At 70.5% G+C, this 13,053-nt stretch carries 14 protein-coding genes; 4 read left to right on the forward strand and 10 right to left on the reverse strand.

Going from position 1 to position 13,053, the window contains the following annotated elements:
* Positions 1-21: 21 nt before the first annotated feature.
* The 5 genes from ACYVIP_RS29495 to ACYVIP_RS29515 form a co-directional block, all read right to left on the reverse strand.
* Positions 22-1,128 (reverse strand): branched-chain amino acid ABC transporter permease, encoded by a 1,107-nt coding sequence (locus tag ACYVIP_RS29495; protein ID WP_460402169.1) that lies wholly within the window; start codon positions 1,126-1,128, stop codon positions 22-24.
* Positions 1,128-2,024 (reverse strand): branched-chain amino acid ABC transporter permease, encoded by an 897-nt coding sequence (locus ACYVIP_RS29500; protein WP_460402171.1) that lies wholly within the window; start codon positions 2,022-2,024, stop codon positions 1,128-1,130. Before ACYVIP_RS29500 ends, ACYVIP_RS29495 begins: the two co-directional genes overlap by 1 nt.
* 97 nt (positions 2,025-2,121) lie before the next feature.
* A complete protein-coding gene (locus tag ACYVIP_RS29505) occupies positions 2,122-3,942 on the reverse strand; it encodes an AMP-dependent synthetase/ligase (protein WP_460402173.1) in 1,821 nt (606 codons plus the stop codon).
* On the reverse strand, positions 3,939-4,715 hold the full coding sequence (locus ACYVIP_RS29510) for an ABC transporter ATP-binding protein (protein WP_460402175.1): 777 nt from the start codon (positions 4,713-4,715) through the stop codon (positions 3,939-3,941). Before ACYVIP_RS29510 ends, ACYVIP_RS29505 begins: the two co-directional genes overlap by 4 nt.
* Positions 4,703-5,506: an ABC transporter ATP-binding protein gene (locus tag ACYVIP_RS29515; protein WP_460402302.1), complete on the reverse strand. Its 804-nt coding sequence runs from the start codon at positions 5,504-5,506 to the stop codon at positions 4,703-4,705. The genes ACYVIP_RS29510 and ACYVIP_RS29515 overlap by 13 nt, the downstream gene beginning before the upstream one ends.
* Positions 5,507-5,854: 348 nt before the next feature.
* Between ACYVIP_RS29515 and ACYVIP_RS29520 the strand changes: the two genes are divergently transcribed.
* On the forward strand, positions 5,855-7,015 hold the full coding sequence (locus ACYVIP_RS29520) for an 8-amino-7-oxononanoate synthase (protein ID WP_460402177.1): 1,161 nt from the start codon (positions 5,855-5,857) through the stop codon (positions 7,013-7,015).
* On the opposite strand, the gene ACYVIP_RS29525 is transcribed toward ACYVIP_RS29520, so the two are convergent.
* The 3 genes from ACYVIP_RS29525 to ACYVIP_RS29535 all read right to left on the reverse strand — a co-directional run bounded on the left by ACYVIP_RS29525 (position 6,978) and on the right by ACYVIP_RS29535 (position 8,947).
* Positions 6,978-7,427 carry a GNAT family N-acetyltransferase gene (locus tag ACYVIP_RS29525; RefSeq protein WP_460402179.1) on the reverse strand — a complete coding sequence of 150 codons (450 nt, stop codon included), beginning with the start codon at positions 7,425-7,427 and terminating at the stop codon, positions 6,978-6,980. The two genes, ACYVIP_RS29520 and ACYVIP_RS29525, sit on opposite strands and share 38 nt — an antisense overlap.
* A 12-nt stretch (positions 7,428-7,439) precedes the next feature.
* Positions 7,440-8,213: a S1 family peptidase gene (locus ACYVIP_RS29530; protein WP_460402181.1), complete on the reverse strand. Its 774-nt coding sequence runs from the start codon at positions 8,211-8,213 to the stop codon at positions 7,440-7,442.
* Positions 8,214-8,314: 101 nt separating this feature from the next.
* Positions 8,315-8,947, reverse strand: coding sequence for a TetR/AcrR family transcriptional regulator (locus ACYVIP_RS29535; protein ID WP_460402183.1), 633 nt, complete (start codon positions 8,945-8,947; stop codon positions 8,315-8,317).
* Between the two features lie 68 nt (positions 8,948-9,015).
* Between ACYVIP_RS29535 and ACYVIP_RS29540 the strand changes: the two genes are divergently transcribed.
* Positions 9,016-9,537 carry a peroxiredoxin-like family protein gene (locus tag ACYVIP_RS29540; RefSeq protein WP_460402185.1) on the forward strand — a complete coding sequence of 174 codons (522 nt, stop codon included), beginning with the start codon at positions 9,016-9,018 and terminating at the stop codon, positions 9,535-9,537.
* 128 nt (positions 9,538-9,665) lie between these two features.
* Here the strand turns inward: ACYVIP_RS29540 and ACYVIP_RS29545 are convergent, their stop codons facing one another.
* Positions 9,666-10,697: a M48 family metallopeptidase gene (locus tag ACYVIP_RS29545; protein ID WP_460402304.1), complete on the reverse strand. Its 1,032-nt coding sequence runs from the start codon at positions 10,695-10,697 to the stop codon at positions 9,666-9,668.
* Positions 10,698-10,853: 156 nt separating this feature from the next.
* On the opposite strand from ACYVIP_RS29545, the gene ACYVIP_RS29550 reads away from it, so the two are divergent.
* Both ACYVIP_RS29550 and ACYVIP_RS29555 read left to right on the forward strand, forming a co-directional pair.
* A complete protein-coding gene (locus ACYVIP_RS29550; RefSeq protein ID WP_460402187.1) occupies positions 10,854-11,390 on the forward strand; it encodes a YbhB/YbcL family Raf kinase inhibitor-like protein in 537 nt (178 codons plus the stop codon).
* Between the two features lie 36 nt (positions 11,391-11,426).
* Positions 11,427-12,803, forward strand: coding sequence for a mycothione reductase (locus ACYVIP_RS29555; protein WP_460402189.1), 1,377 nt, complete (start codon positions 11,427-11,429; stop codon positions 12,801-12,803).
* Here the strand turns inward: ACYVIP_RS29555 and ACYVIP_RS29560 are convergent.
* Complete coding sequence (locus ACYVIP_RS29560; protein WP_460402191.1) at positions 12,780-12,998, reverse strand: NUDIX hydrolase; 219 nt, start codon at positions 12,996-12,998, stop codon at positions 12,780-12,782. The genes ACYVIP_RS29555 and ACYVIP_RS29560 overlap by 24 nt on opposite strands.
* Positions 12,999-13,053 lie beyond the last annotated feature (55 nt).

The following is a 13,053-nucleotide window of genomic DNA, read 5'->3' on the forward strand; positions in this document are numbered from 1 at the left end:
TAGGTGCCTCCTGTCAGTACCTCAGTAAGAGAACGGCCAGGCCTTGAAGTAGGCCTTGACCCGGAACCAGATCCCGGCCAGCCCCCGAGGTTCGAAGACCAGGAACAGCACGATCAACAGGCCGAAAATGGCCTGGTTGAGCGCGAAGACGCTGATGAACCCGTCGCCGCCGGCCGAGCTGGAGACGCCGGGGATGGCGTCGGAGTACTCGTCGATCAGCGCCGGCAGCGCGCCGACGAACACCGCGCCGAGGATCGAGCCGAACACCGTGCCCAGCCCGCCGACGATGATGATCGCGATGTACTGGATCGACAGCAGCAGCGTCCACTCGTCCGGCGTGACGTGCTGCTGGTAGGCGCCGAACAGCGCGCCGGCCATCGCCGCGATCGCGCTGGACACCATGAACGCGCCGATCTTGTACCGGCCGGCGCGCACGCCGATCACCTCGGCGGCCTGGTCGTGGTCACGCACCGCGCGCAGCGCCCTGCCCGGCCGGGTGCGGGCCAGGTTCTTCGCCAACAGCGCGACGATCGCGACCAGCACCCACACCAGCCAGAACCAGCCCTGGTTGCGCGAGTAGCTCTCGCCGGCGATCTCCAGCGCGCCGAGGTCGACCGGGCCGATGGTGGGCTGCGCGAGCACCGAGGTGCCGTTGTTGCCGCCGGTGACCCCGCGCAGGTTGCGCCACAGGTGCTCGCCGATGAAGATCAGCCCGAGGGTGATGATCGCCAGGTAGTGCCCGCGCAGCCGCAGCGCGAACGGCCCGATCAGCCCGCCGAGCACCGCGCCGACGGCCGCCGATGCCAACAGCCACAACGGCAGCGGCAACCCCGCCTCGCCGCCGACGAGCGCCGCGCAGTAGGCACCCGCGCCGATGAAGAACGCGTGCCCGAGCGAGATCTGTCCACAGTAGCCGGTCAGCAGGTTGAGCCCGATCGCGCCGATCGCGGTGATCCCGGAGTAGATCAGCACCGACAGCCAGAAGTCGTCCTGCACCACGGTCGGTGCCACGAGCAGGCCGCCCAGCATCAGAAACAGCCCGACCCGGGACAGGGGCGTGCCGAACAGCCGCAGCTCCCTGGCATAGCCACGGACGAGGTTGCGGTGCGGCTTCACGACTTTGGGCATCAGACCCGCCTCACGTCCTTGGTGCCGAGTAGTCCGTACGGCCGGATCAGCAGGATGACGATCATCAACACGTAGGGCACGATCAACGACACGTTCGAGCCCGCCCAGGAGAACAGCTCGTCCTGGTAGCCGCGGGTGAGCGCCTCGGCAAGGCCGATGATCAGCCCGCCGAGCACCGCCCCCGCCGGGGAGTCCAGCCCGCCGAGGATCATCGCCGGGAACGCGGCGAGCGCGATGAAGCTGATCGACGGCGACAGCCCGCCCGGCCCGGCGGCCAGCGTGATCCCGGCGAGCGCGGCCAGTGCGGCGGCGATCGCCCAGGACACCGCGTACACCTTGCGGGCGCTGATGCCCTGTGCCAGCGCGGCCTCCGGGTCGAACGCGGTGGCCCGCATGGCCAGCCCGAACGCGCTGTAGCGGAAGAACAGGAAGAACGCGACCACGACGGCCGCGGTCAGCCCGATGGTCCACAGGTCCCGCACGCCGAGCACCAGCCCGCCGACCTCGACCGTCTGGATGTTCCACGGGTTGGCCACGTTGAGGTTGTCGAACCCCCAGATCGCGGTGATCAGCGGCTCGATCACGAACAGCAGCCCGATCGTGATCATGATGACCGCGAACGGCGGCTGGCCGACCATCCGCCGCAGCACCAACCGTTCCACGCTGGCGCCGGCGACCGCCGCGGCCAGACAGGCCAGCAGGACCGCCACCCCGAACGCCAACGCGAGATCGTTGGCGAAGGTGTACCCGAGGTAGGCACCCAACGCCAGCAACCCACCCTGCGCGAAGTTGATCACCCCGGTGGACTTGAAGATCACCACGAACCCCAACGCCACCAACGCGTACGTGGACCCCAACGCCACCCCGGCAAAAACGTTCGTCAGAAAAGTGGTCACCGTCCCACCCCCGGTTTCCATGCAGCGAAGGGTCCCTTCACTGCGCCGAGTGCAGCGATGGGGCCCTTCGCTGCGGTGCGTGGGCCTGGTCGGCGGGTCATGGGTACATGGCTTCGATTTGGGGGGCGAAGGTGCTGGCCATGGCGGTGCGTTTGACTTTTTGGGTGGCGGTTAGCTCGCCGTCCTCGTGGTCTAGTTCCTTGGGGATCAGGGTGAAGCGTTTGATCCGTTCCACTTGGGACAGTTGCTCGTTGGCCGCCCGGACCACGCCGTCGATCAACGCGACCACCTCACGTTTCGCGGACAGGTCGGCGTAGGTGGTGTAGGCCAGCCCCCGGCGGGCCGCCCAGTCGCCGACCGTGTCCAGCTCGATGCCCACCAACGCGGTCAGGTACCGGCGACGGTCACCGATCACCACCGCCTCGCGCACGAACGGCGAGACCTTCAGCAGGTTCTCGATCTCCGACGGCGAGACGTTCTTGCCGCCCGCGGTGATGATGATGTCCTTCTTGCGGTCGGTGATCCGCAGGAACCCGTCCTCGTCGAACGCGCCGACATCGCCGGTGTGCAGCCAACCGTCCTGGTCGACGGTCTGTTCGGTGGCCGCCGCGTTGTCCAGGTAACCGACGAACACCCCGGCGGAGCGGGTGAGGATCTCGCCGTCCTCGGCGATGCGCACCGACACACCCGGCAGCGGCCGGCCGACGGTGCCGAGCCGGATGTCGTGCTCGGTGTTGAGCGTGCAGATCGCGGTGTTCTCGGTCTGCCCGTACCCCTCACGCACCGGAATCCCGATGGCCCACAGGAACTCCAGCACCTGCGGCGCGATCGGCGCGGCGCCGCTGATGGCCGCCCGCACCCGGGACATGCCCAGCTTCTCCCGCAGCGCGCGGAACATCACCAGCTCGCACACCGCGAGCACGAGCCGGTCGCCGACCGTCGTCCGCCCGCGCATCCGCCGCGGCGCGATCCGCCTGCCCTGACGCAGACAGGCCTGGTACAGCACCCGTTTGAGCCGGGACGCGTCGGCCATCCGGATCTCCACCGAGGCCAGCATCTTCTCCCACACCCGTGGCACGCCAAGGAAAAGCGTCGGCTGCACGTCGCGCAGGTCCTGCTGGAAGGACGCCCCGCCCTCGCCGAAGTTCACCACCAGACCGGCCCACACGCCGTCGATCACCGAGATCAGCCGCTCCGCGACATGGCACAGCGGCAGGTAGCTGAGCACCTCGTCGCCGCGCACCGCCCCCAGCTCCACGAACGTCCTGCCGGCCGCGGCCAGGTTCGCGTGCGAGATCATCGCGCCCTTCGGCGGCCCGGTGGTGCCGGAGGTGTAGACCAGGATCGCGGTCGCCTCCTGGTCGAGTTCGGCCACCGCGTCGGCGTAGGCGCCCAGCGCCGCCGGTGTGGCGCCACGCTGCTCCACCTCGGCGAAGGTGAGCACCCCCGGCAGGTCGGCCAGCCGCAGCCCACGCGGGTCCATCACCACGATATGGCGCAGCAGCGGCAGTTCCGCCCGTACCGCGAGCGCCTTGTCCACCTGCTCCTCGTCCTCGGCGATCAGCACCTCGGCCGAGGAGTGCGCGAGCAGGTAGGCCACCTCGGCGGCCGGCGAGGTCGGGTACACCCCGACCGCGCAGGCGCCGATCCCCTGCGCCGCCAGGTCGGCGAGCACCCACTCCGGCCGGTTCTCCGCGTGGATGGCCACCCGCGAGCCGGGCCCGACCCCCAGCGAGCGCAGCCCGGCGGCCACCGCGGCGACCCGCTCGGCGTACCCGGACCAGGTCCACTCCCGCCAGCAGCCCCGGTACTTCTCCCTGATCGCCACCTGTCCCGGCGACGCGCGGGCGTGCTCGAGCAGCCTGGCCGGCAGCGTCCCGGTCAGCTGGTCCACTGTGGACGGTTCAGTCAGCGTCACGCGCCACCCCCGAGATAGGCCTCGATCACGTTGGGGTCGCGCTGGATCTCCGCCGGTGTGCCACTGGCGATCGGCACCCCGAAGTCCAGCGCGAGCACCCGGTCGGCCACGTCCATCACCAGCCGCATGTCGTGCTCCACCAGGATCATCGCGAGGCCGAGCTCACGGCGGACCTCGATCAGGTACCTGGCCATGTCCTCGGTCTCCTCGACGTTCATGCCGGCCACCGGCTCGTCGAGCAGCAACAGCGTCGGCGCCATGGCCAGCGCCCGGCCCAGCTCGGCGCGCTTGGCCACGCCGTAGGGCAACAGGCCGGCGAAGCTGTGCCGGTAGGGCTCCAGCTCCAGCAGCTCGATGATCTCCTCGACGGCCGCGCGGTGCTCGATCTCCTCCCGCTTGGCCCTGCCCCACCACACCATCCCGGCCACCATCCCGGTGCGCATCAGGTGGTGGCGGCCGAGCATGAGGTTCTCGACCAGCGTCAGTTGCTCGAACAACCCGAGGTTCTGGAAGGTCCTGGCCACCCCGAGACCGGCGATCGCGGCCGGCGACCGGCCGTTGATCCGCTTGCCGGCCAACGTGATCGTGCCCTGCTGGGGCCGGTAGACCCCGTTGAGACAGTTGAAGATCGACGTCTTGCCGGCGCCGTTGGGCCCGATCACCGCGAACAGCTCGCCCCGGCCGACCTCGAAGCTCACCCCGTCCAACGCGGTCACCCCGCCGAAGCGCAGCGTCAGGTCCGCCACCTCCAGCAGCGGGGTCAGGCGCTCCATCGCTTCTTCCTCCGGTAGCTCTTGACCTCCGCGAACGAGCGCCGCCGCGCGGTCTCGCCGCCTTTCTCGTCAAGGGCGCCGAGGTAGAACTCGCGGATGTCCTCGTCGACGAGCAGTTCGCCGGCCGGCCCGTCCCGCACGACCTTGCCGACCTCCAGCACGTAGCCGTAGTGCGCGATCGACAGCGCCATCACCGCGTTCTGCTCGACCAGCAGCACACTGGTGCCCTGCTGGTTGATCTGCACGACGATCTCCCGGACCTGCTCGACGAGCTTGGGCGCGAGCCCGAGCGACGGCTCGTCGAGCAGTAGCAACCTCGGCCTGGCCATCAGCGCCCGGCCGATGGCCAGCATCTGCTGCTCCCCACCGGACAGGTAGCCGGCCGTGCCGCGCCTGCGCTTGGCGAGCACCGGGAACAGGTCGAACACCCTGGTCATGGACTCCCGGTACTCGGCGCGCGGGCGGCTGTGCGCGCCGGCGCGCAGGTTCTCCTCCACGGTCATCTCGGCGAAGATCCGCCGACCCTCCATGACCTGACCGACCCCGCGCCGGACCACCTGCGCCGGGTCCGCGCCGGTGGTCTCCTCGCCCGCGATCGCGACCGAGCCCTTGACGATCTTCCCTCGGTGGGCGATGAGCAGGCCGGTGACCGCGCGCAGCAACGTGGTCTTGCCCGCGCCGTTGGCCCCGAGCAGGGCGACGACCGCACCCGCCGGCACCTCGACCGACAGGCCGCGCAGGACCAGGACGACGTCGTCGTAGACGACCTCGAGATTGGCGACCGCCAGAATCGGCGGCCCGGTGGATGGCGATGTGGATGGCGTTGCTGACACGGCCGCTCCGCGATGAGCCCCTGACAACCCCGAACCCGATGACGTGACGTCGATCACGCCAGGTTCGGACGGTAACGGGTAGCGGCGAAGCCGGGCAAGGATCATGCAAAACCGTTACTAGTCCGCGCTAGTCCGCCTCCCCGCGCTCTGATGTGTTGGTCCTGTTGGGGACTGAGGGTGCTGGTTGGGTACGTACTTGTGGCTGGGTCGCGTCACGTTCCCCTGAGGTGCGGTTGGGGAGTACTCGGCATCGCTGACCCCACCGGATGGCCTCGAGCGTCCGGTGATTGGGCGGATGTCAGACTCGTGCCCGTGACCTCGGTTTTCGACTGGCTGGACACCCGTGCCGACGAGCGGCGACGGGCCGGTCTGGTGCGCACGCTGCGCCCGCGCGGGCCCGGCTCCGACCTGCTGGACCTGGCCGGCAACGACTACCTCGGGCTGTCCAGGGACAAGCGGGTGGCCGGTGCATCGGCCGCGGCGGCGCTGCGCTGGGGCGCCGGTTCGACCGGCTCCCGGTTGGTGACCGGCACGATCGAGGCGCACACCGAGCTGGAGCACGAGCTGGCCGCGTTCTGCGGCACGCAGGCGGCGCTGGTGTTCTCCTCCGGCTTCACCGCCAACCTCGGCGCGGTGACCGCGCTGTCGGGCAAGGGCAGCGCGATCGTCACCGACGCCTACCTGCACGCGTCGCTGATCGACGGCTGCCGGCTGTCCAGGGCCGACGTCGCCGTGGTCGCGCACGCCGACCCGGCCGCCGCGGCCCACGCGCTGCGCACCCGGCGCACCGAACGCGCGCTCATGGTGACCGACTCGGTGTTCTCCGTCGACGGCGATCTGGCCCCGCTGCCGGCGCTGTTCGAGGCCTGCCGGGCCACGAAGGCCGCGCTGGTCGTGGACGACGCCCACGGCCTTGGCGTGCTCGGCGACGGCGGCCGGGGCGCGGTGGCCGACGCCGGCCTGATCGGCGAGCCGGACGTGGTGACCACGATGACCCTGTCCAAGGCCCTCGGCGCCCAGGGCGGCGCGGTGCTCGGGCCCCGGCGGGTGATCAAGCACCTGGTCGACTCGGCCCGCAGCTTCATCTTCGACACCGGGCTGGCCCCGGCGAGCACGGCGGCCGCGCTGACCGCGCTGCACATCCTGCGCGACGAGCCCGAGCTGCCGACCAGGGTCCGCGCCAACGCGCTGGCGCTGGCCGAGCGGTTGCGCGCGGCCGGCCTGCGGGTGACCGACCCGGCGGCGGCCGTGGTGTCGGTGCTCGCGCCGTCACCGGAGTCGGCGGTGCGCTGGGCGGAGGACTGCCGGGCCGCCGGGGTCTGGGTCGGCTGTTTCCGCCCGCCCTCGGTGCCCGACGGGGTGTCCCGGCTGCGGCTGACCGCCCGCGCCGACCTGACCGAGGGTGAGCTCGACCGGGCGGTCGAGGTGGTTACCCGCTGTGCTCCACCGCCGGCCGCCGCATCGTGATGTGCTCGATGCCGTCGTCGTCGTAGGGCTCGCTCACCGGGACGAAGCCGTAGCGCGCGTAGAAGTCCTGCGCGTAGGTCTGCGCGTCGAGCACCGCGGACGCGTCGCCGATCCGGGTCATCGCCTCGGCCATCAGCCGGCCGCCGAGACCGGTGCCGCGCACGGCCGGGGTGGTGCACACCCGCCCGATCCGCCACCCGCCGGCCGGCTCGGGCACCAGGCGCAGATAGGCCTGGGGCTCGCCGGCCGGCGGGTACCAGAGGTGTTCGGTGTCCGCCAGCAGGTCACGCCCGTCCAGCTCCGGATAGGGCGCGCGCTGCTCCACCACGAACACGGAGATGCGTAGTTTCAGCAGGGCGTACAACTCGGCGACCGTCAGCTCGTCGCCGGTGGCGAAACGTGGATCTGTCACCCCTGCTGGATATCAGATCTGTCCGGCGAGGTCTGCGGCGTAGGTCGCGATCCTGGTGTAGACGCCCGGTTTGCCCGGCTCGGCGCAGCCCTCACCCCAGGACGTGATCCCGATCAGCACGCCGAAGACGACCAACGGGCCGCCGGAGTCGCCCTGACACGAGTCGACCCCGCCCTGCGGCAGGCCGGCACAGACCATCGACGCCGCCAGGTAGGCCGGGTAGGCCGTGCGGCAGTCGTCGTCGGCGACGATCGGCACGGTCGCCCCGAGCAGGTGCTGCGACGGCGCGCCGTCGGCGGCCGTGCGGCCCCAGCCCAGGACCAGTCCGGGCAAGCCTGGCTGATACAGCGCCTGGTCGGCCAGGTCGGCCAGCGGCAGCTGGGCATATGGCAGCCGGTCGGCCAGGGTCAGTACCGAGATGTCCGCGCCGGAGCGGATGTCGGTGAACTCCGGGTGGATCCAGATCGAGACCACCGGCGAGACGGTGCCCTCGGCGCTCTCCTTGTCCTCCCTGCCGGCGACCACCACCAGGTCGGCCGGCTGCTTGCCGGCCGTGCAGTGGGCCGCGGTCACCACCTTGTCCTCGGCGACCAGGGTGCCGCCGCAGTACTGGAAACCGTCCGGTGTGGACAGGTAGACGGTGTAGCTGTGGTCCTCGATGCTGACCCGGTGGCCGCCGACGATCCGCTCGTCCGCGCCGGCCGGGCCGGCTCCGACGGCGACCGCGCCGGTGGCGGTCACGAGCGCGGCGAGCAACAGCCGCGTGACCCGGGAGGTTCCCCCCATGTCTTCTCCTCACGATGAGCAACAGTGCGTCACCCAGAGTTTCGCGAGGCTCCCGCGCAGGCAAGTTGAACACGGCGCACGACCAGGTGAAAGCGGTCGACTCAGAGTGGTTCCTCGCCGGTGGCGGTCAGTGCCAGGCCGGCCAGCACGACCGCAAGCCCGCCACGGAACTCCTCGACCGAGGACAGTTCGCGGGCCTGGGCGGCCGTCTCGGCGAGCATCGGGAAGTCCTCTGTGGACAGTTGGGCCATGGTGGCGGTGCCGGCGCCGGCGAGCGGGCCGTAGTAGTCGTTCTGCAGCACGCCGAGCACGAAGCCGATCAGCGTGCGCTGCGCGATCACCCGCCGCCGGCCGGCGAACCCGGCCTCGGCGAGCACGCCGAGCATCACCTCGATCCAGCGCAGCGACGCCGGGGAGGCGTGGCGGTGGCGCAGGAGCAGCGGCACCATCCCCCGGTGCGCGCCACAGACCTCGCGCAGCCGGTCCAGCAGCGCCGTCAGCCGACCGCGCCAGTCGGCGTCGGGGAGCGCGAGGTCGAGGCCGCCCAGGACGTGGTCGACGACCAGCACCTCGAGTTGCTCGCGGTCGGCGACGTAGCGGTACAGCGACATGGTCGCCATGCCGAGCTCCTTGGCCGCCGACCGCATGGTGAGCGCCTCCAGGCCGTCGCGGTCGATCACCGCGAGGGCGGCGGCGGCGATCCCTTGCCTGGTCAGTGAGCGTGGTCGGGGCACGAGTTGACAGCGTACAAGATACGCTATACAACGTAGATGTACGTTGTACGCCTACGAGGGAGGCCCTGATGCGCACGCTCACCGCGATCGACGGCAGCGAGGTGGCATTACCCGATCCGGACACGCTCGTGCACCTGCAGTTCCGGCGCTTCGCCGGCTGTCCACTGTGCAACCTGCACCTGCGCTCGATCGTCACCCGGCACGCGGAGATCCAGGCCGCCGGCGTACGGGAGGTGGTCGTCTTCCACTCCCCGAGGGAGGAACTGCTCGAGCACGCGGCCGACCTGCCGTTCGCGGTCATCGCCGACCCGGACAAGCACCTCTACCGCGAGTTCGGCATCGAGTCCACGCCCCGTTCGCTGCTGCACCCGAGGGCCTGGCCGGGCATGGTCCGCGCGATCGCCATCGCGCTGCGCCGAGGCGACCGCCCGCCGCCGCGCAAGGTGGTCGGCGGCCGGCTCGGCCTGCCCGGCGACTTCCTGATCGCGCCCGACGGCACGACCGTGGCCAGCAAGTACGGCGAGCACGCCAACGACCAGTGGTCGGTGGACGAACTACTCACCCTGGTCCCAAAGGAAACCCGCCGCTGACAACCGCACCGGCCGCAACGCCCTGAATGAGGCATTGGCGACGTTCAACGTCCCGAATGAGGCATTCAGGGCAGTTCCCAACCGGACCACAACGGCACAGGCCAGGCCTTCGGAGTTGGCCCAGGGTACTAGTTGCGGCCGTTGGGCTCCGTGTCGTCCGTGGACGAGCCGCCACCGCCGAACCTGTTGAAGACCTTGCCGGCGGCGCCGGACACCGCCTCGCCGACGTCCCCGAGCACCTTGGCCAGCGGGTCGGCCGAGTTGGACCAGGACTCCTTGTAGGAGCGGCCGGCCGACTTGATGTCGTCCATCATCGAGCCGCCCTCGGCGTCGTCGGCGCGGCGCAGGTAGTCGCCGGCGAGGATCGCGCGGTACTCCTCGGAGGCCGCCCACTTCTGCAGCTGCGCGGCGCGCACCACGGAGAACGGATGGCTCATGTTCTCCACGGTCATCAGCTTGAGGATGCTGTCGCGGATGTCGTCGACTTCCTCGTACTCCTTGGCCTGCGCCATGAACTCGGGGATGTCGATGTCGTCCATGCTGGTGCCGCCGGCCATGTACACGTGCTGGCGCAGCGCGGCCGCCGGGTCCTGCCCGCACAGCAGCCCGGCGCGGTCGGCGGTGAGCTCGGCCTTGCGGTACCACTCCAGCAGCGCCGCGATCACCGCGCGCAGCCCGAGCGCGCCGGCCGGCACCCAGGACACGGTCGCCTGTAAGCGAAGCAGCCGCATCAGCAGCGTGCGTAACACGTTGTGGCCAGAGAGGATGTGGCCGGTCTCGTGCCCGATGACCACGCGCAGGCTGTCCCGGTCGAGCGCCTCGACCAGACCAGTGGTGAGCACGATGAACGGCTTGTCGATGCCGATCGCGTAGGCGTTCGCGATCGGGCTGCGCGCCACGAACAGGTCGGGGACGGTGTCCAGGTCGAGCGTCTCGGCGCAGTCCACCCGCATCCGGTTGACCCGGGGGTACTGCTTCTCGCTCACCCGGATCGAGGACGCGACGGCGAACAGCCGCTCGGCGCGCTCGTTCCACATGCCGGCGACCGCCTTGAGCACCGAGGCCACGCCGGGCACCGCGCGCAGGGTCGCCATCGCGCCCCGGTCGGCGGGGTGTTCGTAGGCCCTCGGGCTGATCCCCGGAAACCGCACCCTCGTCATCGGCTCAAGCTCGTCGCCTCGGCCGTCTGCTTCGCTCACGTGGCACCCCAATCCTCGGTCCCGGCCAGGGTATGCCCGATCCGGGCCCGGCGGGGCCGATGGGGAAAGACTAGGGTGAACGCGCTCCGTAAAAGATCACCATCCCGGGAGACGACGATGAGCCTCGAACGTCCCGTTTCGCCTGACCCGTACGCGTTGCTGCCCGCCGCCGCGAGCTTCACCGTGACGTCGACCGACGTGCGGGACGGCCAGCAGCTGCCGCCGAGCGCGGTGCACCAGAGCGCGGGCGGGCAGAACACCTCCCCGCAGCTGGCCTGGTCCGGGTTCCCGGCGGAGACCAGGAGCTTCGTGGTCACCTGTTACGACCCGGACGCGCCGATCCCCGGCGGCTTCTGGCACTGGATCGCGGTCAACCTGCCGGCCTCGACGACCGAGCTGGCGGCGGGCGCGGGCACCGACGACGCGAGCCTGCCCGGCGAGGCGTTCCACGTCCGCAGCGACTTCTCCACCCGCGAGTACGGCGGCGCCGCGCCGCCGCAGGGCGACCAGGTGCACCGGTACTACTTCGTGGTGCACGCGGTCGACGTGGACGCCCTGGACGTGACCGCCGACGCCTCGGCCGCCGTGGTCAGCTTCAACCTGGCCTTCCACACCCTCGCCAGGGCGATCATCACGCCGACCTACCAGCACTAGGGAATGACCGCCGGTACCGGTGCGGTTCAAGCACACGTGACGCACTTCGACCTGGTCATCATCGGCACCGGCTCCGGCAACTCCATCCTCGACAAGCGCTTCGCCGACTGGCGGGTGGCGATCGTCGAGAAGGGCGTCTTCGGCGGCACCTGCCTGAACGTCGGCTGCATCCCGACGAAGATGTACGTACACAGCGCGGATCTGGCGGCCTCGCCGGTCTCGGCCGCCAAGCTCGGCGTCGACCTGGAGTTCCAGGGCGTGCGCTGGCCCGAGGTGCGCGACCGGATCTTCGGCCGGATCGACCCGATCGCCCAGGGCGGGCTGACCTACCGCCGCACCCACGCGGACAACGCGAACGTCACTGTGTTCCAGGGCACCGCCCACTTCACCGGCCCGCGCGCGCTGCTGGTCGAGCTGCCGGACGGGAGCACCGCCGAGCTGACCGCCGACCGGGTGGTGCTGGCCTCGGGCAGCCGGCCGGTGGTGCCCGCCGAACTCGCCGACGTGCCCCACCACACCAGCGACACCGTGATGCGCATCGACGAGCTGCCGCGCCGGATGGTGATCGTCGGCACCGGGTTCGTGGCCGCCGAGTTCGCGCACGTGTTCTCCTCGTTCGGCGTGGACGTGACGGTCCTCGGCCGGTCGGGGACGATGCTGCGCTACGAGGACGACGACATCAGCGCACGGTTCACCGAGCTGGCCCGGCAGCGCTGGGACCTGCGGCTGACCGCGACCCCGACCGGCGCGACCGAGGTCGACGGCGGCATCCGGATCGACCTGACCGACGGCTCGTCGGTGGAGACCGACCTGGTGCTGGTGGCCGTCGGCCGCACCCCGAACTCGGACCTGCTGAACCTGCCGGCGGCCGGGATCGAGGTGGCGCCCTCCGGACACGTGGTCGTGGACGACACCCAACGCACGACGGCCGACGGCGTGTGGGCACTGGGCGACATCTCCTCGCCCTACGAGCTCAAGCACGTGGCCAACCACGAGTCCCGGGTGGTGCAGCACAACCTGCTGCACCCGGACGCCCCGATCGAGTCCGATCACCGGTTCGTGCCGCACGCGGTGTTCACCTCGCCGCAGATCGCGTCGGTCGGGCTGACCGAGGCACAGGCGAAGGCCAGGGGCGTGCGCTGCGTGACCGCGACCCAGGACTACGCCGGCATCGCCTACGGCTGGGCGATGGAGGACACCTCCGGCTTCGCCAAGCTGCTCGCCGACCCGGCGACCGGCCAGCTCCTCGGCGCGCACATCATCGGCCCACAGGCCGCGACCCTCATCCAGCCGCTGATCCAGGCGATGAGCTTCGGCCTGAGCGCCCGCGACATGGCCCGCGGCCAGTACTGGATCCACCCCGCCATGCCAGAGCTGGTCGAGAACGCCCTACTGGCCCTCCCCCTGGACTGACCGGCGCAGCCGCGCGTACCAGGTCGAGATCGAGCGCCGGTAACCATCCGGCATAGACAGTGATGACACCTCGTCCTCGCCGAACAGGCCGATTTCCCTGTGCTCGTGGGAAAGCACCGGCCGAGTGTGCCCGATCGGATGACATCCGTAGGTCACGATGAACACGTGCCTTTCGGCGGCCTTGACGTAGTACATCCAGGTATCGAGGATCGGGCCGACCTCGACCCACCATTGCGGCCAATGCAGTGAA

The organism is Actinophytocola sediminis (assembly GCF_054779715.1).

Coding starts and splice junctions, on each gene's coding strand:
- ACYVIP_RS29560 (WP_460402191.1), bottom strand. CDS start 12,998: ATGTACTACGTCAAGGCCGCCGAAAGGCACGTGTTCATCGTGACCTAC.
- ACYVIP_RS29545 (WP_460402304.1), bottom strand. CDS start 10,697: ATGACGAGGGTGCGGTTTCCGGGGATCAGCCCGAGGGCCTACGAACAC.
- ACYVIP_RS29510 (WP_460402175.1), bottom strand. CDS start 4,715: ATGGAGCGCCTGACCCCGCTGCTGGAGGTGGCGGACCTGACGCTGCGC.
- ACYVIP_RS29495 (WP_460402169.1), bottom strand. CDS start 1,128: ATGCCCAAAGTCGTGAAGCCGCACCGCAACCTCGTCCGTGGCTATGCC.
- ACYVIP_RS29540 (WP_460402185.1), top strand. CDS start 9,016: ATGCGCACGCTCACCGCGATCGACGGCAGCGAGGTGGCATTACCCGAT.
- ACYVIP_RS29530 (WP_460402181.1), bottom strand. CDS start 8,213: ATGGGGGGAACCTCCCGGGTCACGCGGCTGTTGCTCGCCGCGCTCGTG.
- ACYVIP_RS29550 (WP_460402187.1), top strand. CDS start 10,854: ATGAGCCTCGAACGTCCCGTTTCGCCTGACCCGTACGCGTTGCTGCCC.